This is a genomic window from Microcoleus sp. B7-D4 (genome assembly GCF_036705125.1).
In the GTDB taxonomy this organism is placed as follows: Bacteria; Cyanobacteriota; Cyanobacteriia; order Cyanobacteriales; family Microcoleaceae; genus Microcoleus.
In genome coordinates this window covers 30,967-51,305 of the sequence record NZ_JAUBTT010000054.1, presented here as the reverse complement: position 1 = coordinate 51,305, position 20,339 = coordinate 30,967, and the positions used below count along the sequence as shown (strand labels likewise).

Below are 20,339 nucleotides of genomic sequence, written 5' to 3'. Positions count from 1 at the left end.
ACTATTTCTCACCACGGCTAGCGCTACTAAGATTTGTTAGTGTTCCTATGAAGTGTTGCTCTGGGGAGTTGGGTTCTCCTTCGTACTCGTGAGGCCACATTACCCACGCTAGTGGTAATCCTGTGATAGAAACGTCTAGCTTGTGGAGAATTCCTTTTTTGTCCGGGAATCTAGTTTTGATTATCGAATCTCCGGGTTTGAAACTTTCAAATTTGACAACATCTTCTAGTTGACCTTCTAGGGTTTTGATATTGCTTTTGATTTGTCTCAAGTTCTTTTCATTCTTAGCCTGCAACAGTTCTTTGGTTGATTGCTCCAACTCGCTCTCGATCCTTTCTCTTCTTGCTGCTACAATCGCATTGATATCTTGTTCTGGAGATTGGCTGGTTGGTGGTAATTCCGGTAGTTCTGTGTTTGTTTCAATGGTCTCCCTTTGGCTTGCAATTTCGGGGCTATTTTTTAGTAAGAAATCGGGGTGCGCTGCGGTCTCCCCTGGCGTTGAAGTTTCGGAGACATTTTCTGCTAATTCAAGAGAGTCCAGGACTGAGGGCGTAGAGGCTGCAATCATTGACTGAATAACGGTTTCAGCTTCTGCGAGTTGCTCTCGCAGTCGTTGGTTTTCTGCTATTAATCCTTCGGTGTTTTTGTCCGTAGCTGTTGATGAAAACTCAAAATGTAGCACCCAAACTAATCTGTCCTGACCGTCAAAAAATTTATCGATAAACTCTTGTACGGTTGCAACCATGCCACCCTCTTCTTGCAGGTCAGTGGGTGACATTTCAGATAAATACTGTTGGTATGGTCGCTGAGTAAGTTTGATGAAACCTAGGTCGCGGCCGCCACGATGCCGCCCTTTGTCGAGTGCGGGAATCGGGATACCTTCTTCAAAGTATCGAATAAAGCTTTTGGCGTAGTCATCTTGCCAAGCGCGTCGAGTTTGTGTTTTTCTACCGGACTTCAGCTCGTCAATTGTTTTGGAAAAGCTGATTCCCAAGGCTTTTTGGGTGGCAGGTTCGGGGGCGGCACCGGGGAATAATTGCAGTAGGCTTGCAATCAAATCTGTGGCGAATTCCTTTCCTTCTTCCTCTGGCAATTCGATCGCCTGTGCAAGTGCCAGCGTTTTCACTCTCGCGGGGCTTCCTAAGCTTTCTAGGATTTTCCCTGCGAAATCTCTTTCCCACTGGTGCATGAGGTTAATTGGGCTTCCTGATGCTGTATCCAGTGCAGAAGGCTCAAGGTATAATCCAAGCGGCCATAAGTTAGAAGTGATTCTCTTTTCTTGGGGGAAGTAGTAATAGGTGTTCTTCCCAGAATTCCACACCAAATCAGAATCCCATGTGGCGTTCTTTTGCTCGGTTTCCTTGAGTAGCTCCATTTCTGCATAAGCAATGGCAATGGGGCTGTTTTCGCCGTCCACCATTACTAATGTTGTCTTGCCTGATTTCCATTGAAATATCGTACCCTTTTTGCCCTTCGATTTTGGTGAGTAGATAAATACTCTGTCGCCTTTGTTTGCAATGTCTTCGCTTAAGGGTTTGGCTGGCTGCTCATCATCTGAAAGTATCCGCAAGTCGGCGGCATCGTAGGGGATGGGGGCGTTTCCGCCATAGTGAAATTCGATATAAATTTTGCCGCCTTTGTCGATTTTGGTGACAAATCCTCTGTCTTTGTTTAAGGCTTTGAATACTTCAACTTGTACGCCCTTGCTGAAACCTAAGCCTTGAATTGCTGCCCTAAAATCCTCTGAACGTTTGCCGGAAACTTGGAAAACTGCAATCTCTAAATCCTTTTTAGTGGCCTTTCTGTTCTCTGCTGCTGCTAGTTGATTGGCGTATTCTATAGCTTTGAGTTTGTCGTCTAAGTTGTCGATTTCCTTCAGTGGCTTGAGGTGCGATGCGGGAAATTTTAATGTCACGCTTTCGCCGTACTCTTCGGAAATTCTTGCCTCCAGTTGTGAGAGTACCTTGGCATCCTCAATTAGTTGGTAAGCACTGCTGATTGATTTGCCGAATTCAGACTGACAGTAGGTTTCAAAGCTTCGATATCCGAGGGCTTTATATGCCTTCCTGTCACGAGCTTGGGCTAGCATGGCACCCAAACTGTCGAAGTTGTCTTTGATTGCTTGAGTTACTTCTTCTGCTTCTTTCCGCCCCATGTCGGCGGCGCGTACTGGTCGATCGGTGGTTGCCATTGTCATAGCGGGGCATCCTGTGTTGTGTGGGAGCAATTGGGGCGTTTATTCGTTACGGTCGCGGGGTTCTTCTAGGATTTCGATCACAATTTCGACTAGAGTTTCTGGCGGCAATAAGCGCAATAACGCAGCTACAGCCCGAAGCTCATAATCGGAAGTTTTTTCAAAGGGTTCAAGTTTGACAAGTCGAACGGGTTCCGCTGCACTTAGTTGATTGCAGGCTATTTGGGCTACAGCAATTTTTTGAATCCAGTCCATTTCGTCGAGAGTTCGACGGACTTGTGCTAAGGCTGCTCGCTCTTGAATGATTTGGTCGGCTACGTCGTTTCTGGGAGTCCAGTTAGTGTGCATTTCTTGCCGTGTTTGAGTGGGGAAGGAAGCGATCGCCCCTCTGTAAAAGCGATCGCAGAAACCATTAGTCAAATGCAATGAAAATCAGCTCGCTTGCTTCTACATGGGAATCACCTCCTGAATGTGAGGCTCGCGCCGACCGCTTCCCGGTGGTGGCGGAGTATCTGGCGTGGCGGAGAAATGTAAGCAAAAGCCGACAATCAAAACCAGCGAAAAGGCTTTTGGCATCCTTGTTTGGCAAATAGGGGGTGAGATACCTTCCCCTCATTTGGGGCGACTCAAGATACAAGGGTGGCAACCCCGGATTTTTCGGCGACGAATGCCCGCAGGACTTATATCGCTCAGTCCGATCGATCTCGTGGGTTGAAACTTATATTTGAGTCAGCAGGCCGTGGACGCTAATCACCGGCCTGCTGTTTTTGTTGTTTCTGGGTCTAGTCAAATTGGCAGTCAATTTGCTTGTCAATTTGACGAGATATTGCTATGGTATGTCTAACGAGATAAAAAGTCAACCGACAGTAGGAGATTTCCCTTTGACAACCTTTCTTCAAAAAACAGGTTTTTCTCATGAACGGCTGGCGGGCGCTATTTCCCATATTTCTGGGCAAGAAGTGTCAGCTAGTACGCTTCGGAGAAGAGCTAGAGAGGGGAGGGAAGGCTGGGAAAAACTGGCACTTAGTGGAATGCAGTGGCTTGCCTTGTGTCAGATATGTGGGGTTCCACCTGAAAAGCTCCATGAGTTTGTTAAGGCACCTGAAAAGTTTTTGCCTGCTGAACAGAACCTTGAAAATTAAATAGTTCAGCCTCCCCGATCGCGCTGATCGGAGAGGCTGATGTTACACCTATTCGTTTGTCTAGTGCTATTGTCTAGCGCTGTCTAGTGTGGGCGGAACGAACTCAAAAATGTTTGAGCATTCTGGGGGTAGGGAGTTGTTACCCAAAGTGAGTAAAAGCGATCACCAACAATGATTTGCCTCATTACCGTGGGTGGTACATTGACATCTCTATGTTGTAAGTGGATCTCCACTCCTGGATTTCCATTTAGCCCAAAACTTCGCTTGCCGACAACTCTAAACTCTTCAAGGTTAAGATTGTCGGCAACATTTTCTAGAAATACCTGCTTCCCTTTATCACTGATGAGTTCGGAATTGCGAAAGCTCAATTGGCGTCTGATGTTGTAAAACTCATTCGCCGTCGTCACGGAGAAGGTCTGCTCTTGGGAGTTTCCTTTTTTCTCAACAGCACCCGGCACCAGAACAGAAAACCGCGCTTGTGGATCTGAAAGCTGGCTCCAGCCTTGAGTCTGAACCTGGGGGATGTGTTGCGGCGCCGCCACTATGATTGGCTGTCTCTGGATCAACACCGGTTGATGGATAGTTGTTACGGTCGCAGGAATTATGAACCGTTGGGTATCCATCTGGTTGTTCAAGTTCCGTGCCAGCTGCTCTAACTGGTCGGGCCTGCCCATGAAGTAGCCCAGTGCCACCCATCCCGCCACTCCTAGCCACTTGCGCCAGTCGATTCGCCGTTTGAAGTTCATATGTTAAACCTGGTTTTCCTAGACTTTAAGCGATTTTGGCGATCGGCGAAACCGCATAACCACCGAAGTTTTGGACATTTTTACCATTGAATCCGACTTCGCAGTAATGAAACGAGTACAGGAGGCATAAATGTCGGGATTTGGTTCTGTAGATCCGCTGATAGCTAGACATCTTGAGTCTTCTCAGGGAAAAGCTTATCGCAATCACTATACGACTGTTAACAGTCGCACAATCCGCAGGGCAACAGAACGTATTCGACGCCGTGCAGCCAAAAAGTTGTCTCCTCGTCTAGACAATGTTTGAAAATCGAATTAGACATGAAGAGATGGCATCGCTTTTATCGAGATTTTCATATCATTTTGGTGTGGAAAAATACCAAACCTGTTTCGGGTCATGGCTTCTCTATTTGGTCGCCACTAGACCCATGTCCGGGCAAGTCAAAATATGGCAGGGTGATGGTATATAACTCCTCGCAACCCTTTGGAAGTCGAGAATCTGCACTTCTTGCTGCTCAGGGAATTGTCGATAAAATGATTTCCTTGTCACCAACGGGAATAGTAGCCCCACTTTGATGCAAACTCCGGCTGATTTTCCACTCGGCCAGAGCGAAAATAATCCCATCCATGCAAAAAGTGTCCGAAATTTCGGACACTTTTGTTTTGGAATTCAGATTTTAGATTTTAGATTTTAGATTTTGAGGCAACGCTTCACCGCCTCTCCAAGCTTGCCGGGTGACGTCGGCAAGATCACGCTCTAACCAAGCAACCGGGGATCGTAAGTGGTCGCTGATGAAGTGAAATGGCAGATTTTCCTCATCGATGTCCCTCCTTTTTTGAGAGGGATGATGACTACCTGAGTTAGACTGCCGGAAACTCGCTGCCAATCGCTACCTGCGGCTAATTTACTCGGTCGATTATAGAGATAAACCTTTCATGGATGACGACCCCGATCGAGAGGGCCCATCGCCTACCAACAACCTCCCACTGCCACCCAACATAGTGACGATCGGGAGGCGAATTACTCCAGCGCTTCGAGTTAAGATTCTCCGAGCTTTAGAGGTGTTTCCGACCAAGGGACAGATTAGGGTTTATCAGTTGTTTTTCGATGTCAAACTTTGTGGTTTTAGATACGATAGTAAACGAAAAATTTGGGAGTTTGAATCTAAATGGAAGGACTCACGCCGGAACAGTTACTAGCAATCCGCGAGTATTTTTGCGAGCCTGATTGCAATCAACCTCACGGTGAAGTTGTGGCAACGCGGTTACTTGCCGCCATGCTTGCATCGGGAAAATACGAAATGGAAGAATACCCTAGGCTGGCCGAAGCAGCGGTCAGCCTAACAACTATTTTAGTGGTTCGTTTTCACAACGAATTAAAGCGTGGCGAGGTGGAAGAACCGAGAACCCCAAAGTCTCCAGAGCTAGAAAAAGATTCTACGAATTCTGACCCTGCTTCTGAGGCTTACGATCCTATCCCCTTTTAAAGGGGGGATAGGCACCTGCCTTAGTGGTGCGGCAACCCGGAGAGACGGGTGTTTGCTCGCAAGTGCGATCACTATTTTTTGTAGGAATTTAACCATGATTAGTGAAGATACTCGCATTGACCACGAACGAATTACCGAAGATGACGTGCCTTCTGTATCTAGCGCTCTGTCGGCACTTTTTGGTGCTGAATTTTGTGAAGCGAATTTAGACCAAAAATTAGCATTGCTAGAAGCCGTTGCCTACAGTTTGCGCGAAGGAGGTTCGTTTTTTGAAAATTTGATGGGTGTAATCGGTTGTGGGCTGGATACGCCGGGAATTCAGACGAATGAAGGACTGAGGTTGATGGCGGTGCTCCAGGTTGCGATCGTTGAAGGGTATTCGGCGCTTGCATTCACTCAAAAATAGCAATTAAAATGCTCCTGCGTTGCGGAAACAACCAGGAGCCGATCACCTTAATTAAACCAGGTAGGCGATATGCAAAATATATCACACAAATCATTAGATCCGAAAACTTTTCGCCAATTGACTCAGTGGTCAGTATATAAGATATCCCGCGAAACAGAGATTCCCTTGCACAGCCTCTACAATTACTTGAAAGCAGAAACCGATCCCAAATATAGGGAGCCGAAACCCTACATAAAAAGGCTTCTCGGTGAGATATACTCACGGTTACACCCCACCAATTAAACTGTTGCAGCCCTCTCCCTTGCGGAGGGGGCTTTTTTGTGCGAACTTGAATCGATTCAAATCGATTTTGGTCGGTGACTAATTGTTGGTCAGTGGCTAGTACCTTTGTAGCTAAATCCCTCCTAATCTTGGATTATCGATTCAAATCGATTCTAAATCGATTTTAAATCGATTCACGAATCGATCCTACTAGCGAGAGGACTAAATGGAACCTGAAACCGACTGTATTGTTGACGTTGACTCCGAGCGAATCGATTCTCTTGAAAAAGAATCGATTGTTTGGTATTCGGTCTCGCAGATTCAACGCCTTTTAGATTTGAATAAGCCTGCTCTGCAGAGGGCGATCGCCAAGTTGACAAGTATCTACTCCTTGGATATCAAGATTTTGCGGCGTGGGGGAGCTCGCGCCACTGAATACTCTCAAAATGCTGTAGATGCTATCAAGTTGTTAAATGCTCAGAAGTTTGCTGAACTTCGCAAGTTAGTAGATAAAGTGTCCGAGCCTACTTCGACATCGGCGGCGATCGTATTTGTTGCCCCGCATGACCAAATTGCAGCCACCGCCGCCACCGCTGCCGATGCTAATTTGACCCACATTTCTTCCTTGAAATCGGGCTTATTGAGCAATTACCGAGAAGCGGGGCGGGCGTGGGGAAGGCAGGCAGCAGCAGAGCTACAACTCGGATTCACTGAGGAAGTGGCGGCCGGTATCAAAAAGCTTCAGGATTCGTAATTATGGCTTACTACAAAGTTAAAGTTTTACGTTGTTACAACACCCCGAAAATCCTGGTAGTGACAGCCAAAAATTCACAGCAAGCTGTTCGCGTAGCCGCTGCCGATTTGAGAGCCGAAGGCGTCACCGATGCACGGGGAATTGAGGTAATTGGTCAAGTTAAAAATTTGAGAGGGGATGCGTGATGGAAAGCGCTCAGGTTTTGGATTTTTTTGTCGGCGGTTCATTGATTGAATCCGGTGGATCGTTGATGCAGGACAAATACAACATTAACGACGACATCACCACGTACACGATCGAACAATGGGCTGACCTGCACGATCGCTCAGTGAAAGCAAAATGGTTCATTGATAATTACGAAGAAATTAAGAGCAAATTTGACTTGGTAGTGACAGGGCAAGTGAAATTTCGGCAATTTCAAGGTTGGCTTTACGAGAAAGGATTTAAAGGTGCTTCCAAAATGAAGGAAGCCGAAATTAAATCCTTAATTGCTGAAAACGATCATGCCGAGGTGGTGAAGCAGCAGGGGTATTTGTTAGAGAAAGAGAAGGAGCGCGGAACTTCTGAAACTACCGAATTTGGTCGCGGCATAGATGCTCAAATCCAACATTCGATTGATGCTTATAAAGCAAAAATTGATAACGAGATTGCCGCTTTAGAAGGGAATCCACAATTTCAGGCAGCGATCGAGGAATGGAAAGCTTCTAAATCTCAGGAGCTAGCTTGGGCGACGGCGGCATTAAAGGGTGGACGGCACGGGCTAGCTCATCCCAAGTTTGGGAGTTTCGATAAGCAGCCCTCTTTGGGGGGTAACTCAAGCTCTGCCTGGACTTGGGGGCAACGCGCCACACGCGCTACGGATACCGCAAATAGGAATGTAGCACGAGCGGCTAACAATGCTGTCTCTAGTTTTGGTCGCGGTCTGGGAAAGATTAGCCGGTTCTTTGGAATTGGAGGTAAGACATGATAACTGATTTCTTTTTCCTTGCTACCTGGTTTTGCTTGGGATTATTTCTCAGCAATTTCACCTATCTCCTCCCACAATATTTCTGGCTGTGTACTATCGCAGGTGTTGCAAGTTCGATCGGTTTGTGTTTTCCCGCTGGCAGGTTTGAGATTTTGCGGCGGTGGTCAGCCTTGGCGATTATTGGCGGGATGTTAGCCAATAATTGGGAATTGCTGGGGAAAATATCAGCGGTGCAGTTCGGATTTGCCGTGATAGTGATTGTTCTGATTGTTGGAGTTTTGATTGCAGCCATTGGGGCAATCGGAGGGAAAAATGGCTAAGTCGTTTGCGATTGGTGGCATGATCTTTATGTTGCTGTCGATCGCGCCAATTCCGACCAAGCATTTTGCCTTGCTGCGAACTGTGTCCGCTGGTATCGGAGGCGGAATCTTTACAGCCGGATATCTTATCGCGAAGGCTGACGAGAAGCGTGAACAAGAAAGAGCTGTCGAAGAGGCGAAAATCAAAGAAGAAGAGGACTTTGAGAGAGATCAAGCTTTTAGGGACAAATTGGCGATCGCTGAATCTCAGAGAGAGGTGTTAGTAATTGAAGCTAAACAAAAAGAAGCAGCGCGCATTCAAGTCGCGATTGCTGACTATGCTGACGATGTTCGCGATGCTTATATTGCTGTTCAGGATGGCAAGGGTCGGCTCGACCGATGCTCTTTTGGCCAAAAACCTCCTGATGTTAATCAACCTTGTGCTGATGATGACGAAACTGAAGAATCTAAAACGGGAGATGTCGAAGAGTTCAAAGCTGTAAATAAAAAAGACGAATCGTTTGCTGCCAAAAAAGCAAGACTGCTTAAATTAATTGAGAGCCATGAGGACGGCTGGATAGGCCAGTTAATGCAAAAACCATTACTTGTTTATGGCGACATGGGTAGTTTTAAAGGGCATTTTGTCGCGTTTCTGGGACTATGCCGATATTATTTGAGAGAACATCAGATCATCTCAATTGCCGACCCTCACTTTCATCAAAATGAAGATGCGTGCTGGAAATATTTAATCAAAGTAGGTGTCCCCGGATATGGGGCAAATCACAACTACAAAACCGTCGGTGAACAGTTAGATGCGATGTATTTGCGTTTTGCGACTCGGACTTTGAAAGATAAGCCTTATACATCGATTTGGGATGAAGTTACTGGATACGCCTTTGATGAAGGCACGAAAGAGCCGGCCAAGAAGTTGATTCAGAAAATTGTAGCCGACCCTAGAAAAGCTAACGAATGCCCCATCCTTATTGGGCACGATAACACTTTGGTATCCCTCGGTGGAAGTGAAGGTTTTAGCAAATCCCGTGACCGGGGAATTATTCAACTAGAACTCTACTCTGATTCTGAAAATAAGCCTTTGTTTAAAGGGACTTTATCGGGAATCAAGAATGCCGATGGCGAGTTTATCGATGCTCAAAAAATATCTATTAGTGCTGAATGGATTCGTCCAGAGTGGCTTTACAACCTGTTTGAAGATGGCGAAAAAAGTCCACAGGTTGATTGTGTTGATGAGCAAAAACAGCAATTTGTTGCACCAAGCAATCGAGGAGAATTTCTCGAATTAGCGAGGAAGTGGCTCAATGATGTGTACGAAGTGGAAGTAGAAAACACTTCGGATACTACGCCTTGGGATGAAGTGCCGGAAGTCCGATCCGAAGTAGATCCAGAAGTGCGAGAAGTGCCACGCTACAAGGAATCCGGCGATTTTAGTAGTAATACTTCAATACTTCCAGAGGATGTGCGAGCTACCGCATTATCGAATATTTTGAGGCTTTTGAGTGAAGTAGGAAGTGCTTCAGATGAAGTAATCAAGTTAATCCCCGTAAATCCAGATATGGCAGTTTGGCGGGGCATTCAGTTACTCGGAAAAAGCGTAACCGCCGTGAGCCGAGACATTTTCAATACAGGCACAGGCGGGGCTAAGTTTGCCCAAGCTAAATCGTGGTACGAAGAATTGAAGAAGTTAAACTAAGAGGCGATTATGGAGATTCTAGGAAAGAATGGGAAACCGTTACACGGCGCAGCCAAACAAGCTGTACTTAACAAGCGGTTAGTTTGGTACAATGATGAGACAGAAATATGTTTTACGTCGATTTTTGATCGCATTTCCCGAATTGAGCGACAAACGAAATATTTACCGATTGCCGTCATCGTGGCTTTATTTGTGGGCTGCGCTGCGGGGAAATTTCTCAAACCAGATTTAGCAGCCTTAGCTGTGGGGTGTGGCGGAGCGGGTGCGGGGATGATGTTGGCAATTTCTCGTCAAACATGAGGTTGAACAATGAAAACGCAAAGTCAAAAAGTGCTGGATAAATTTTGCCCGCAATGTGGTTCGCCAGAGATTAACTATGATGAGGATTTTGGGTTTTACAAATATTTGCACTGCGAACATTGCTGGGGTTACGATGAAGACGACCCCGACTACGAAGAAGTAGAAGGTATGATTCAGAGTGATTGCCACTAAGTGATAACTGTCAAAAAATAATCGCCAAGATAATTTAAATATCTTGGCGATTTCGCATATTTAGTTAAGTTTGTCATCCCAAGAGCCCCAAAGCCGATGGTGGGATTTGAACCCACGACCGTTCGATTACGAAAATACAGCGATTTGCAATGGCAGCCCGATCCCTGCATTATTTGGATCTGTTTCCGTCCGGAAGATCGCAGTTGTAGTGTTGCCACTGGAATTTAAGGATAATCCATATCTGTATCCTGTGCTTGTGGTAATCCCTGGAGGAATTCGCACTCCAGGAGCTATATCTAGTAATCCAGTGATGCCAATAATCCGGGAAATTGGGGTTGCCAACAAAATCGAAAATCCAAGAGCCGATGTATTCAAATTGATTTTTTCTATTACTAGCCCTTGAGGCCCTGCGGGCCCCGTAGCTCCAATCGGCCCCGCTGGCCCTGTAGCTCCAATCGGCCCCGCTGGCCCTGTAGCTCCAATCGGCCCCGCTGGCCCTGTAGCTCCCGCTGGCCCCGTAGCTCCCGCTGGCCCTTGAAGTATGTCGGATTTCCGGGCGATCGTCGCAGGAATATCCGCATCAGTCAGAGTCCTGCCTTGAATAATTATATTCTCATCAATATTATTAAAATTCTGGCCAACTGATTGATAATCAATCCATACATCTCTTCCGGTTGTCCCGCTCCATTTTCTAATATCAATCCCCGCACCTACGCTTCGAGGGGAAAGAGGTAATTTCTGGGAAGTAGTTAAAACATCCACTCCGTTGATAGTGAAAACCGCAGCTCCATTTTTGATTGCAATCTTCAAGTCAAACCACTGATTTGCGATTACGGGTACATTGCTGGTAAAGGAAAAGCCGTCGGAGTTGTTTCGCGTGTAGCACTGCCAGTTTGGCGATGCTGCGTCATACACAAAGCAAACCGCATCCAATCCTATAGAAGTACCCGCCGTCTGAAAACCAGCATCTATTGTAAAGTCGTTTGTCGCATCCCTGAGTACAGGAATTTTAAGAATTCCCAAATACTCGATATCTCCATCATCAATAGTAAATGGCGATGAATTATTGCCAAATCCGGTTGCCGAGCCGACAAATCCTGCTGAGTTTGCGCTAGTGCTGAGCCCCAAAATGCCAGGGCGATCAACTTCACTGCGACTATATCCAAATCCCCCGTTACCCGAGGTGGTTGGAAAATCGCCACTTCCCGCCGTGGCGGAGTAATGACTCTCAATAAAGAATCTGCCTCGGAATCTTTTTTCTAGCGCGCTTTCGATCGCGGAAACTGCGATCGTGGCCGCGATGCCTGAGCCTCCACCAGCACCCAGATACCGTGCGTCGGCTTCAGTTTTCGTGAAGTAAAGGCTTGGGTGGCCGGCTGCTAGGTGCGTGGCATCGGCTGCCTGAAATTCGGCATCGCGGGCGATCACTGCTGGAATGTCGGAGTCGGTGATCGCCCGGTATTTTTTGATTATTGGCATTAAATTATTATTAAATCTTCACAGTTTACGCTTGTGGAGCCACCGATCGCCATTGCTGCAATTGCCCCTTGGAAGCAAGCTGATGGCTCCTCATAATAAAAATCAGTAGGCTCTAACCGAGCGACCTGCGTAGCCAAAGAAACCGTGTTTCCGTGTCCCAGTATTACCGGCAGGGTGCCGGAATTGTACACAGTGAATGTACAGCGGTTCTTTAGGGTCGATCGATCCACTCCAATAATGCTAGGGCTGGTACCTACCGAGGGGTTGGTTGGCGTTGAGGTGTTAGGCAGTCGAGTTGCCTGTTGGGTGAAAGCGCGTACTAGGCCCATATTTGTGTATTTATAGGTTTGTGATATTATTAGCATATCATTTATACTTTAAAGATATGGCTTTAATTACGCCTGGCGAGGGCGGCACCGTACAAGCACCAACTGCAGAAGGACAGGCATTTCAGTTGTTGCAATGGTGGCAATTACAAGAGGAAAATCAATCTATTAACCCCCTAGGTGAAGAATATTTTACGGGGACTAAAAGCACCGACACTAACAATAAATTTTTTGAGGGAACTTGGAAAATTCCGGGTAATTTTTTACCCAATCCTCTGACTATAGTGGCTGGTACGATTTACCAAGGGCTTTTATTTGTTTGCGGAACCGGAGGAACTTTTACGGGTGAGTCCCCGACCGCCTACACCCTAGAGGTATTATTGTGGTTGGTGCAACGGGAGAACGACAGTAACTTTAATCCCGACAAATTCAACTACATTGCTGCCAAATATGACGCAAATCTAAGGATGTGGGAGGGAACATTCAAGATTCCTTATCAAACTACCTTATTGCCTAATGGTGGCACGCAGGATATCGCTCGGACTTATTTATTATGAGCGAACAAGGGAGGCATTACAGCGGAGCAATTTTATTTAAACCTCAAGTTACTTCTGCACCTCAAGTAATTATTGATTGTGCCACTATTTATAGCGAGCAATGTAGTTGGATATCACAGTATGCGCTCTTGCCAACAACTGTAAATCCACCTCCAATTTTTTACTCAAATCCGGGATGGCAGTTCATCCTTGAAAACTTGCAACTAAATTATTATGCTGCGAGCCTGCCCACAGCGCCTGCGCCCGACATTGCGGATAATTCCACGCAAGCTGACAAGCTTGTAGAGGCTAACGCCATCGCTCGCGACTACAAAAGATTTGAATTATCTCTCTTGCAGCGAGAATCGCCTTATGGTGATTGGCATATAGTAGGAATCGAAAATATTCACAATTACGGTAATATATTTAATTATCTTTCTCTTAAAAATCCTTTCCTGAGTCAGGGAGATGTTGATATTTTTTCTCCCACTACTCAAATCGCAATTCAATTTAGGGAGCAAAATATTAGCCGAAAAATTGAATTACCTACAACATCTGATATTCTATCCATTCGGGGAAGTTGGAGAACCATTATTACTCTATAGGAACATGAAAATATTACAAGATGCAGAAACTGGTCAATTGAAATATCACCTTGATGCAGGTGAGGTTTATAGCACTGATGAACACTTAAGCGCTTTGTCGGAGTTTGTTTCTAGTCAATCTGTTACAGTGTTTCGTTTGGCTAATTCTTACAGGAAAGTAATAGGAAGGTTGGAGAACTTGGAACGCCAACTAGAGGAATTAAAGGCTAAAACATGAAAGGAATTGGAGCGACTAGGGGGACGGGAAGTAGTGGGGGAATTATTGGCGCGTCCCCCACTGGGGTCGAGTTTGGGCTAGACGTGGGAATTGGAAAATTAGGAATCTCTACCGACTACGGTGGGGGTATTGTAGTCGTAATTTTTGGTCAAAAGATTGTCTGGGGCAGGGAAGGGGGGAAAATTCATTACAATTTTGGAGGGCTTGAGGTAATTGTTGAGGCTCGCAATTGTGTAGTTACGGAGACTCGCCGAATTTGGGGTCAAGTTGTCGGGCGCCACGTTTATCCCGATCCGGGGTGTAAACTACCACCAGAACCTAAGCCCGAACCCAAACCCAAACCAGAAACGCCACTTCCTCCTCCTGGTATCCCAATACCAAGACCTTCATCTCCTGATCTTTCCTGCTCGAAAATTTTTTCAACTTGGAAGTATAGAGGCCCCCTTAGGCGAGATGTTGACAATCCCGATCCTATCGCAGGAATTACCAAGTTATACCCTGACAATCGAGAAGGTTCTAGAGAGGAAAGTATTCGACAGATTTACCCCTTGTTATACGGAAAATTGTCGGATAGTGAGATGGCTCAACTTTTTGGAATTCCTACGGAAAATCTGACTTCTGTTTTCGTGGAACAACTTAGACCTGTTCGTTACTATATCCTTCGGAATTCTTATGGTGGAACAAGTTTCGTAGAAGTTTTTGATGAATCTGCTGTTAATGCTAGCGATATGCGGATTCTCAGCGGCTGGCATAATATCGTTGAGAAAGACTATACATATAACATTGTATTGCACAAAGTTGATGCAATAGAAATTAATTATGCTAGAGAAATAATTGGGCAGAGTAACACTGGTGCTTTGATTTGGAGCTCATGGGCATTGGCTGGGACATGGAGGTATAGTTTAAAATGCGGGGATGCAATTTCTTTGTCTCCGCCAGCCGGAAACCAACCAATCATGACCGACAAATGTTGCCAAGCTTTAAAAGCTGACATTGCTGAAATCAAAAAAGTCCTGGCCACGAAAGAGATACTTGCAGGCAAAATGACCTTCCCTTGGAGATGGCGAATGCCGGGAGGGGCGGGTGAGGAGAAAATCATGGATTATCCAAACTTAGCGCGAGCGATCGCCCAAATGATCGACCACCTGGGTATTCACCCGCCCAAGCTCAGTATTAAGGATATCAACAATGCGATCGCCGGCGACCAATCACTGTCAAACCAATTTCCTAGTGCTACTCAGGGCTTTGAGGCCTTGATGGCCCAAGTCTGGGATGCGAATGCAGATGTCGACACTCTTACTAATTTTCTGTATCGATTATCATGGCTCTGTGTGCAGCAATCCATGAATCTCGCTCGCTTATCCGGTGACATTCAGACCCTTAAAGATATGCTGGGGGGGGAGACAGAACCCGAAGAAACTTCAATTACCACACCATTTAATATTGGTGCTGGCATAAAAGAGCAATCCACGCGAGGGCAAGGATTTGGCAAAAATGCAGGCAAGATTGATGGCAAAATCGACATCAATACGGAAGTTGCTACCGAGTCTCTGTTGCCTGATTTCTTGAAAATCAGGGAAAACCCAATTGTGGTAGAGAAGTTTTCGGGGGATAAAGATGTTTTTGACTTGTTGACGATAATTATCTTGAAACTAGAATCATTACAAAGGACTTAATTAAAATGACAAAAAAGAAAGAGCCGCCAAAAGATATAAGTTTTAAATCAACGCAGAGCAGTAGCGCTGCTACGCACTACGGCGAAGTTGATATGACTTGGCTTCAGAAAATCAAGGGTACAGTAAATTGGATTAAAATTCCACAGGTGGATTTTGGCAAAATAGCTGGCAACATCAAGGATAGATTGAGTCAATTTGGAAGAAATGGCTTTGCCAAGGAATTGGCAAATGCAATCATGGGAAATCTGAAGGAGCTTTTTAATTCAGGGAAGCGTGCAGTTAAAACTCAAATTAATTCAATCATGGAGGTGGGAGGCAAAATTGTTGGGCAAATTGCAACAACTCCCGAAGGTCAAGGCTTGGCGATTTTTGGCGCAACTTCTGCAGCACTTCTTGGCGGTGCGACTTTGTTAGGTGCTGGTCCAGAAATGATTACAGGAATGTTGCGAATGTATCAGTTAGCATACGCCCTCGACTTAAGGCAAAGCGACGAGGCAATAGAGAAACAAATAGAAGGGAGTATTACGGGATTGTATGCCGTTGCCGGTGAAACTTTTGGTGCTGGTTTGGCTAGTTTTGTTAGCGGTGGTGTTTTTCGGATTCCAAAAGTTCAGATTAACATGACAAAGGTAACAATTTTGTGGAGAGCGTTAAACGAGGAAGCGAGAACACAATTACTTTCTCAGTTGCGAAATTTGGCGCGAACTGCTTTTTTTACAGGATTAAGAATAATGACCAAAGTGTTTTATCGCAGTAGTAGAAAGTGGATTAAAGAATTAGCCAAACGAGAGCCAAACCATCCTTTAATACAAGCAATTCCAGGGGGAGCAGCGGCAGTCGCACAGTGGGGTGCAGGCGGGGAGCCTTGGAGCTTAAGCCTGTATGTGCAAGGCAAACTGGAAAAACTCCAAGCTAACCCAGCTTTTAAAAATATTGGGGTTTTCCTAGAAAATGCGATTGAAGGTTTTGGGGAGGCTATACAAGAATTTTTGCCCGAATTAGTTCGTCAACCAATTGCTTAAGAATATATGGCGCGTTCTTCTTCCATTCGTGTACCTATTAGGGGCCAGCGATTACCAAGGTTGACTTCTGAAGGTCGATTGCTTAGTGATCAGCAGATCGGTAAAAATATCGACAGTTGGGTAGATGGAGTTTTTGGTGAAGAGTTAAGATTGACGGCATTTTTAGACGTAAACACCCGCCGGCAAATTCGCTTAGCCACGGGCGTGGGGGATATCAATGCCTATGTGGAACAGTTTAACAATGGATTTGCTCAAACTTCCCAACTTTCACCTGACAAAGCCAAACCGGGTAAAGAAGCTTTTGGGGAAACTTGGACAAATCGCCCTAGATTGAGGAAAATTTCTGTAGAAGGAAGAATAGTATACCAACCCCAAAAAAAATAAATGGCAACCCCTAACAACCAAAAAAACGTTAACGACGCACAAGACTACAGTAAATTTGAGCGTAAAATTGCTGAAGAAGTGAATCGGCGGGAAGCCCCGACTTATATTGAAGGGCGAGTAATTCCTCAAAATTATGAGGAACGCTCATATTTTGATGTTTACAGCTTGGATTTTGGGCGCTTGGATAACGAACCACCGCTGATAATTGCAGGCAATGACGCTCAAATTGCATTACAATCTTCAATATTGCGAGCACTAGATCAGCTATTGTCGGTACGAGGTTTAGGCCCCTTTAATTTTGCTGTGTGGGCAAAAGAATTTGAAAATGGTTTTATCAGTTTTGCTGGCTCATCAGAGTTAAAAAAAATGCGGGGGAAGGAAATTTGGCCGGGGATAAAAAAAGAAAATCGCCCGCAGGTAGTGGAATTAAAACCAGAAAAAAAGGATGCTGAATGGGATTTTAAGGTTGTCCAGCTTTTTCCCGATCGTAAAAATAGAAAAGATTGGCTTATTTTTACTGGCTCTTATCGGGATATCGCACGAGAGATTCTTAATTGGTGGAATCAGAAAGAGGGAGGAGAATCATCAATTAAACCGCGTTTAACTTCAGATATTTCTCAGTTATCCAAACATCCCTACATCGAGCTTTATTTTAAGGAGCCTCCTACTAGCGGTAGAATTGGAACTCCTTTAAAGTCTGAAATCAGCTTTAGATTGATGAACGAAATCGAGTACGAAGGTCTATTGCCAAATAAATCTGTGATGACTATTGCTGACATTAAGCGCTACGCGAAAGCTATAGAAAATGTTTTTAACAAGCCTGGAAACGATAAGCCTTATACGATCCAACGCGGTCGCGGATCTTACACTTACAATAACTGGCCGCTAGGTTATAAGCTGTGGCTGCTTGCTAACTCAGCTACGGAGGCGGAGCGGGTATTTAAAGATGTTTTACGAATTCAAAATCATGTTTTCGATGAGATTTACATGGGAATTGGAGCAAGTAGAAACCCTGCGAAAAGATACCCAATTACCCAACCCAAGAAAAAAGTAATTGGTGAAGACAAGGCACTCCCCAATCAACGACAAACGGGAGCCATAACATTCAGATGGGCTAAGCTAGTCTTTCCCATGACCAAAGAGACATTAGTTTTAACATCTCGGGAGCCTAGAATACGGGTAGACGATCGCCTAAAATAACCTTTTAAAATCGACTTAATAAAGCTTCACACAACGTTCTAAAAGAATTTTAAGCGATCGTCGATCATTTAAATGTTCTACCACAAGTTACAACCCCTAAAACCCTTACCTCTAAAGCATTACAGCCCTTGACATCCTCTAAGCCTTTCTATACCGTAGGTAGTAATAGAGGAGGTGACTATGCCACTAAATAAATATGACAACAGAACCCTAGTTTCCGTACCGCTCAGCAATGGGTTAATTTATGTTTTCCCCACTAACGTAGATACGGTTGCGCGCACCGCGCTAGGGCATACCGTAGTGCCGGCGACCGTACCCGCATCAGCCTTTCAGGGGGGTGACAGCCCAAAACCGCGCAGGGCTAGAATTTTAACGGCTGATGGCTGGAATTCCAGTTTTGTGGCGTCAACTCCTGCCACAATTGCTGCCGCAAAAACAGCCGGATACCAAATCTCGAAACACGAAAAGAGACAGGGGCGAGTGCCGACATCTGGGAGCCGGGCTACCACAGTCTACGTAACCGTTCGCGGCATCAAATATGCATGGAATATTCCGAACGAGACGATCACTACAATAACTCAAGCAACCCTGACAGCTTTGGGTATAGAGATCGCAACTGCTGCAGATGAGGCAACTTTAGTTTGGGGTGCTTCTATCCCCAAACCCGCCAAAGCAACATTTTTTAGTGCTGCAGGACCCAGCGGTGGAGACAATTTGAGCACGTTTGTAGGGCAGGCTCAAGAGGATACTTTGCCGACAGGATGGAGGTTGAAATCCCCCAGAATTATGTTCCCAGGCGATCCGGCAGTCTAGAATTGGGTTTAACCTTCTTCAAACCTTTTCAAATTCAACAATCACGTTCAACAATCACGAAAATTCTATGGACGCAGCGACAACACCCGCGCCAACTACGGCGGAAACTCCACCAATCGATTTAGAGACTACTCCTGAATTTGCAGCATTTAAGGCTGCTCAATTAGCAGATGTAGCAGCGTACCTCGATAGTAACTGGAGGATTAAAAATGCAGAAGTGGTAATGATGCCTCGCTTTGTGTTCCCCGATCGTGAAAATCGTCGAGATTATGCCTCGGTTGCTACTGGTCGGATTTTTAGAGATGCTGACGGCAAAACCGCTATCAACCCAGCGACCGGACAAGAAATGATTTACACAGTCTGGCGAAAAGTTGAACGGCCAGAACAACCAGTAGCCGAAGACGCAAAGCCAGATATTGCTCCTCCGACTGACGCAACATAAATATGGCATGGCAACCACTGGGGGATGTAACACCCGATTTCAATTTGTGGCTGCCATTCCCCGGCGATGCGGGTGCTGGTACGGTTTTTCGCTTTCAATTCTTAAGCGGTGGAAATATCGAGAATGTGTTTAGCACCCTCTGGTTTCGGAGAGTATGGACGGCAGGTATTTTTAGAGAAAAAGAAGTTGAGTTAGTCCATAAAATATACCCGCAGGTGAACTCTTTAATTTTATGGTTGCCAATCCCCCCGGAACTAGAGGCAGCAGGATTGGAGCCATCGGGATACGAGGCGAAAAAAAATTGGTACAAATACAAAAAAGGGGCTGTCGAACCTAATTGGTATATCTCTTTAAATGTTTGGACTATCCAAGATTAATCACAATGACATCAAAGGATTTAATCGAAATTATTGCTGTAATAGTGGGCGTCGGCAGTGCAGCAGCGGCAGGAGGATTTGCCGTTGCGACTTCTCGGTCGGAAGCTCGTATCGATCGCATTTTAGGTGAGTTAGATGATTGGCACACTTTCGCTCAGAAAGTCAAGCAAAATATCAATCATAATTTGGTTGAAATTGGCTTACTGAAAACAGACGTTCGTGATATTAAACGTGTCTTGGAAATGCGTCGAGCACAATCTTTTCCAGAGGAAAATAAGCCTCCGCACACGGATTTTAACTAATGCTAAGTAATACTAAATCTGAAAATATTTATGCTGTTGCTGAAATTATTCGAGCGCTTACCCCGTTTTTCTTTGGTAGCGCCGGCTTAGTAATTATATTGTGTGCAATCCTAAACAGCGACCGTTTAGTGGGCGATCGATTTGCTTACACGATAGGCGCAGCGGGCGCATTTCTTGGCTCCGCTGCGGGAGGATTTAGCCCGCAAAATAGGCAGCAGCCACAAACTAAAGTTGGTCACGCTGATCAGATTGACATCGATCAGAGTAAGTGATTTTTTGAATGGCTTATTTTCAAGCTTCTGAATTACTGAAAAATCCTGAAGCTTCCCTCGAAGATTTACTTGTCGCACTGGAAGATTTAGGGGTAGAATATGGATACATTGTAGCTATGACCACTCATGGAATGCGTGAAGATTCAGAAATAGATTTGGTAAGAATTTTACTATTGATAAAAGCCATTAAGCTTCGGGTTCAACAGCAAAATATACATTATTAACAATATTAGTC

29 protein-coding genes are annotated in these 20,339 nt (G+C 45.3%); 23 read left to right on the top strand and 6 right to left on the bottom strand.

Annotated features, from left to right (window positions below):
- Position 1 precedes the first annotated feature (1 nt).
- From QUB12_RS21590 to QUB12_RS21580, 3 genes are read right to left on the bottom strand one after another with little or no spacing between them, the layout of a single operon-like run.
- Positions 2-2,197 carry a hypothetical protein gene (locus tag QUB12_RS21590; protein WP_333308344.1) on the bottom strand — a complete coding sequence of 732 codons (2,196 nt, stop codon included), beginning with the start codon at positions 2,195-2,197 and terminating at the stop codon, positions 2-4.
- Positions 2,198-2,236: 39 nt separating this feature from the next.
- Complete coding sequence (locus QUB12_RS21585; RefSeq protein ID WP_333308342.1) at positions 2,237-2,614, bottom strand: hypothetical protein; 378 nt, start codon at positions 2,612-2,614, stop codon at positions 2,237-2,239.
- A 27-nt stretch (positions 2,615-2,641) separates the two neighbouring features.
- Complete coding sequence (locus QUB12_RS21580; protein ID WP_333308340.1) at positions 2,642-2,770, bottom strand: hypothetical protein; 129 nt, start codon at positions 2,768-2,770, stop codon at positions 2,642-2,644.
- Between the two features lie 260 nt (positions 2,771-3,030).
- On the opposite strand from QUB12_RS21580, the gene QUB12_RS21575 reads away from it, so the two are divergent.
- Positions 3,031-3,336, top strand: coding sequence for a hypothetical protein (locus QUB12_RS21575; RefSeq protein ID WP_333308338.1), 306 nt, complete (start codon positions 3,031-3,033; stop codon positions 3,334-3,336).
- Between the two features lie 83 nt (positions 3,337-3,419).
- On the opposite strand, the gene QUB12_RS21570 is transcribed toward QUB12_RS21575, so the two are convergent.
- Positions 3,420-4,082, bottom strand: a complete 663-nt coding sequence (locus tag QUB12_RS21570; protein ID WP_333308337.1) for a hypothetical protein — start codon at positions 4,080-4,082, stop codon at positions 3,420-3,422.
- Positions 4,083-5,248: 1,166 nt separating this feature from the next.
- Between QUB12_RS21570 and QUB12_RS21565 the strand changes: the two genes are divergently transcribed.
- The 9 genes from QUB12_RS21565 to QUB12_RS21525 all read left to right on the top strand — a co-directional run bounded on the left by QUB12_RS21565 (position 5,249) and on the right by QUB12_RS21525 (position 10,453).
- Complete coding sequence (locus QUB12_RS21565) at positions 5,249-5,566, top strand: hypothetical protein (RefSeq protein ID WP_333308335.1); 318 nt, start codon at positions 5,249-5,251, stop codon at positions 5,564-5,566.
- A 94-nt stretch (positions 5,567-5,660) separates the two neighbouring features.
- Positions 5,661-5,972: a hypothetical protein gene (locus tag QUB12_RS21560; protein ID WP_333308333.1), complete on the top strand. Its 312-nt coding sequence runs from the start codon at positions 5,661-5,663 to the stop codon at positions 5,970-5,972.
- Between the two features lie 487 nt (positions 5,973-6,459).
- The gene (locus tag QUB12_RS21555; RefSeq protein WP_333308331.1) at positions 6,460-6,987 is read left to right on the top strand and encodes a hypothetical protein; all 528 of its coding nucleotides are present in this window, start codon (positions 6,460-6,462) and stop codon (positions 6,985-6,987) included.
- Between the two features lie 2 nt (positions 6,988-6,989).
- Positions 6,990-7,172 carry a hypothetical protein gene (locus QUB12_RS21550; RefSeq protein WP_333308329.1) on the top strand — a complete coding sequence of 61 codons (183 nt, stop codon included), beginning with the start codon at positions 6,990-6,992 and terminating at the stop codon, positions 7,170-7,172.
- Positions 7,172-7,954: a hypothetical protein gene (locus QUB12_RS21545; protein ID WP_333308327.1), complete on the top strand. Its 783-nt coding sequence runs from the start codon at positions 7,172-7,174 to the stop codon at positions 7,952-7,954. The genes QUB12_RS21550 and QUB12_RS21545 overlap by 1 nt, the downstream gene beginning before the upstream one ends.
- Positions 7,951-8,274, top strand: a complete 324-nt coding sequence (locus tag QUB12_RS21540) for a hypothetical protein (protein WP_333308325.1) — start codon at positions 7,951-7,953, stop codon at positions 8,272-8,274. Before QUB12_RS21545 ends, QUB12_RS21540 begins: the two co-directional genes overlap by 4 nt.
- Positions 8,267-9,961: a hypothetical protein gene (locus tag QUB12_RS21535; RefSeq protein ID WP_333308324.1), complete on the top strand. Its 1,695-nt coding sequence runs from the start codon at positions 8,267-8,269 to the stop codon at positions 9,959-9,961. Before QUB12_RS21540 ends, QUB12_RS21535 begins: the two co-directional genes overlap by 8 nt.
- A gap of 9 nt (positions 9,962-9,970) precedes the next feature.
- Entirely contained in the window at positions 9,971-10,261 is a 291-nt protein-coding gene (locus QUB12_RS21530; protein WP_333308322.1) for a hypothetical protein, read from the top strand.
- 9 nt (positions 10,262-10,270) lie between these two features.
- Positions 10,271-10,453, top strand: a complete 183-nt coding sequence (locus QUB12_RS21525) for a hypothetical protein (RefSeq protein WP_333308320.1) — start codon at positions 10,271-10,273, stop codon at positions 10,451-10,453.
- A gap of 126 nt (positions 10,454-10,579) precedes the next feature.
- Here QUB12_RS21525 and QUB12_RS21520 read toward each other — a convergent pair whose 3' ends face one another.
- Together QUB12_RS21520 and QUB12_RS21515 are read right to left on the bottom strand one after the other, a co-directional pair.
- Positions 10,580-11,932 (bottom strand): collagen-like protein, encoded by a 1,353-nt coding sequence (locus QUB12_RS21520; RefSeq protein WP_333308318.1) that lies wholly within the window; start codon positions 11,930-11,932, stop codon positions 10,580-10,582.
- Positions 11,932-12,261, bottom strand: coding sequence for a hypothetical protein (locus QUB12_RS21515; protein WP_333308316.1), 330 nt, complete (start codon positions 12,259-12,261; stop codon positions 11,932-11,934). Before QUB12_RS21515 ends, QUB12_RS21520 begins: the two co-directional genes overlap by 1 nt.
- A gap of 56 nt (positions 12,262-12,317) precedes the next feature.
- On the opposite strand from QUB12_RS21515, the gene QUB12_RS21510 reads away from it, so the two are divergent.
- From QUB12_RS21510 to QUB12_RS21450, 13 genes are all read left to right on the top strand, one after another.
- Positions 12,318-12,815 carry a hypothetical protein gene (locus tag QUB12_RS21510; RefSeq protein WP_333308314.1) on the top strand — a complete coding sequence of 166 codons (498 nt, stop codon included), beginning with the start codon at positions 12,318-12,320 and terminating at the stop codon, positions 12,813-12,815.
- Entirely contained in the window at positions 12,812-13,399 is a 588-nt protein-coding gene (locus QUB12_RS21505) for a hypothetical protein (RefSeq protein ID WP_333308313.1), read from the top strand. The genes QUB12_RS21510 and QUB12_RS21505 overlap by 4 nt, the downstream gene beginning before the upstream one ends.
- 4 nt (positions 13,400-13,403) lie before the next feature.
- Positions 13,404-13,616: a hypothetical protein gene (locus QUB12_RS21500; RefSeq protein ID WP_333308311.1), complete on the top strand. Its 213-nt coding sequence runs from the start codon at positions 13,404-13,406 to the stop codon at positions 13,614-13,616.
- On the top strand, positions 13,613-15,292 hold the full coding sequence (locus QUB12_RS21495) for a hypothetical protein (RefSeq protein ID WP_333308309.1): 1,680 nt from the start codon (positions 13,613-13,615) through the stop codon (positions 15,290-15,292). Before QUB12_RS21500 ends, QUB12_RS21495 begins: the two co-directional genes overlap by 4 nt.
- A gap of 5 nt (positions 15,293-15,297) precedes the next feature.
- Positions 15,298-16,314, top strand: a complete 1,017-nt coding sequence (locus QUB12_RS21490; protein ID WP_333308307.1) for a hypothetical protein — start codon at positions 15,298-15,300, stop codon at positions 16,312-16,314.
- Between the two features lie 78 nt (positions 16,315-16,392).
- Positions 16,393-16,698 (top strand): hypothetical protein, encoded by a 306-nt coding sequence (locus QUB12_RS21485; protein ID WP_333308305.1) that lies wholly within the window; start codon positions 16,393-16,395, stop codon positions 16,696-16,698.
- Complete coding sequence (locus QUB12_RS21480) at positions 16,699-17,898, top strand: hypothetical protein (RefSeq protein WP_333308303.1); 1,200 nt, start codon at positions 16,699-16,701, stop codon at positions 17,896-17,898.
- 180 nt (positions 17,899-18,078) lie between these two features.
- On the top strand, positions 18,079-18,711 hold the full coding sequence (locus QUB12_RS21475) for a hypothetical protein (RefSeq protein ID WP_333308301.1): 633 nt from the start codon (positions 18,079-18,081) through the stop codon (positions 18,709-18,711).
- Positions 18,712-18,778: 67 nt separating this feature from the next.
- Complete coding sequence (locus QUB12_RS21470; RefSeq protein WP_333308299.1) at positions 18,779-19,153, top strand: hypothetical protein; 375 nt, start codon at positions 18,779-18,781, stop codon at positions 19,151-19,153.
- 2 nt (positions 19,154-19,155) lie between these two features.
- Entirely contained in the window at positions 19,156-19,530 is a 375-nt protein-coding gene (locus QUB12_RS21465) for a hypothetical protein (RefSeq protein WP_333308298.1), read from the top strand.
- Between the two features lie 5 nt (positions 19,531-19,535).
- Positions 19,536-19,832, top strand: a complete 297-nt coding sequence (locus QUB12_RS21460) for a hypothetical protein (RefSeq protein ID WP_333308296.1) — start codon at positions 19,536-19,538, stop codon at positions 19,830-19,832.
- The gene (locus QUB12_RS21455) at positions 19,832-20,104 is read left to right on the top strand and encodes a hypothetical protein (RefSeq protein ID WP_333308294.1); all 273 of its coding nucleotides are present in this window, start codon (positions 19,832-19,834) and stop codon (positions 20,102-20,104) included. The genes QUB12_RS21460 and QUB12_RS21455 overlap by 1 nt, the downstream gene beginning before the upstream one ends.
- An 8-nt stretch (positions 20,105-20,112) precedes the next feature.
- Positions 20,113-20,328, top strand: a complete 216-nt coding sequence (locus tag QUB12_RS21450; protein ID WP_333308293.1) for a hypothetical protein — start codon at positions 20,113-20,115, stop codon at positions 20,326-20,328.
- Positions 20,329-20,339 lie beyond the last annotated feature (11 nt).

Bases quoted from the DNA above. Each gene is read 5' to 3' on its own strand.
- QUB12_RS21590 (WP_333308344.1), bottom strand. From the start codon at position 2,197: ATGACAATGGCAACCACCGATCGACCAGTACGCGCCGCCGACATGGGG.
- QUB12_RS21580 (WP_333308340.1), bottom strand. From the start codon at position 2,770: ATGCCAAAAGCCTTTTCGCTGGTTTTGATTGTCGGCTTTTGCTTACAT.
- QUB12_RS21575 (WP_333308338.1), top strand. From the start codon at position 3,031: ATGTCTAACGAGATAAAAAGTCAACCGACAGTAGGAGATTTCCCTTTG.
- QUB12_RS21570 (WP_333308337.1), bottom strand. From the start codon at position 4,082: ATGAACTTCAAACGGCGAATCGACTGGCGCAAGTGGCTAGGAGTGGCG.
- QUB12_RS21565 (WP_333308335.1), top strand. From the start codon at position 5,249: ATGGAAGGACTCACGCCGGAACAGTTACTAGCAATCCGCGAGTATTTT.
- QUB12_RS21560 (WP_333308333.1), top strand. From the start codon at position 5,661: ATGATTAGTGAAGATACTCGCATTGACCACGAACGAATTACCGAAGAT.
- QUB12_RS21555 (WP_333308331.1), top strand. From the start codon at position 6,460: ATGGAACCTGAAACCGACTGTATTGTTGACGTTGACTCCGAGCGAATC.
- QUB12_RS21550 (WP_333308329.1), top strand. From the start codon at position 6,990: ATGGCTTACTACAAAGTTAAAGTTTTACGTTGTTACAACACCCCGAAA.
- QUB12_RS21545 (WP_333308327.1), top strand. From the start codon at position 7,172: ATGGAAAGCGCTCAGGTTTTGGATTTTTTTGTCGGCGGTTCATTGATT.
- QUB12_RS21540 (WP_333308325.1), top strand. From the start codon at position 7,951: ATGATAACTGATTTCTTTTTCCTTGCTACCTGGTTTTGCTTGGGATTA.
- QUB12_RS21535 (WP_333308324.1), top strand. From the start codon at position 8,267: ATGGCTAAGTCGTTTGCGATTGGTGGCATGATCTTTATGTTGCTGTCG.
- QUB12_RS21530 (WP_333308322.1), top strand. From the start codon at position 9,971: ATGGAGATTCTAGGAAAGAATGGGAAACCGTTACACGGCGCAGCCAAA.
- QUB12_RS21525 (WP_333308320.1), top strand. From the start codon at position 10,271: ATGAAAACGCAAAGTCAAAAAGTGCTGGATAAATTTTGCCCGCAATGT.
- QUB12_RS21520 (WP_333308318.1), bottom strand. From the start codon at position 11,932: ATGCCAATAATCAAAAAATACCGGGCGATCACCGACTCCGACATTCCA.
- QUB12_RS21515 (WP_333308316.1), bottom strand. From the start codon at position 12,261: ATGGGCCTAGTACGCGCTTTCACCCAACAGGCAACTCGACTGCCTAAC.
- QUB12_RS21510 (WP_333308314.1), top strand. From the start codon at position 12,318: ATGGCTTTAATTACGCCTGGCGAGGGCGGCACCGTACAAGCACCAACT.
- QUB12_RS21505 (WP_333308313.1), top strand. From the start codon at position 12,812: ATGAGCGAACAAGGGAGGCATTACAGCGGAGCAATTTTATTTAAACCT.
- QUB12_RS21500 (WP_333308311.1), top strand. From the start codon at position 13,404: ATGAAAATATTACAAGATGCAGAAACTGGTCAATTGAAATATCACCTT.
- QUB12_RS21495 (WP_333308309.1), top strand. From the start codon at position 13,613: ATGAAAGGAATTGGAGCGACTAGGGGGACGGGAAGTAGTGGGGGAATT.
- QUB12_RS21490 (WP_333308307.1), top strand. From the start codon at position 15,298: ATGACAAAAAAGAAAGAGCCGCCAAAAGATATAAGTTTTAAATCAACG.
- QUB12_RS21480 (WP_333308303.1), top strand. From the start codon at position 16,699: ATGGCAACCCCTAACAACCAAAAAAACGTTAACGACGCACAAGACTAC.
- QUB12_RS21475 (WP_333308301.1), top strand. From the start codon at position 18,079: ATGCCACTAAATAAATATGACAACAGAACCCTAGTTTCCGTACCGCTC.
- QUB12_RS21470 (WP_333308299.1), top strand. From the start codon at position 18,779: ATGGACGCAGCGACAACACCCGCGCCAACTACGGCGGAAACTCCACCA.
- QUB12_RS21465 (WP_333308298.1), top strand. From the start codon at position 19,156: ATGGCATGGCAACCACTGGGGGATGTAACACCCGATTTCAATTTGTGG.
- QUB12_RS21460 (WP_333308296.1), top strand. From the start codon at position 19,536: ATGACATCAAAGGATTTAATCGAAATTATTGCTGTAATAGTGGGCGTC.
- QUB12_RS21455 (WP_333308294.1), top strand. From the start codon at position 19,832: ATGCTAAGTAATACTAAATCTGAAAATATTTATGCTGTTGCTGAAATT.
- QUB12_RS21450 (WP_333308293.1), top strand. From the start codon at position 20,113: ATGGCTTATTTTCAAGCTTCTGAATTACTGAAAAATCCTGAAGCTTCC.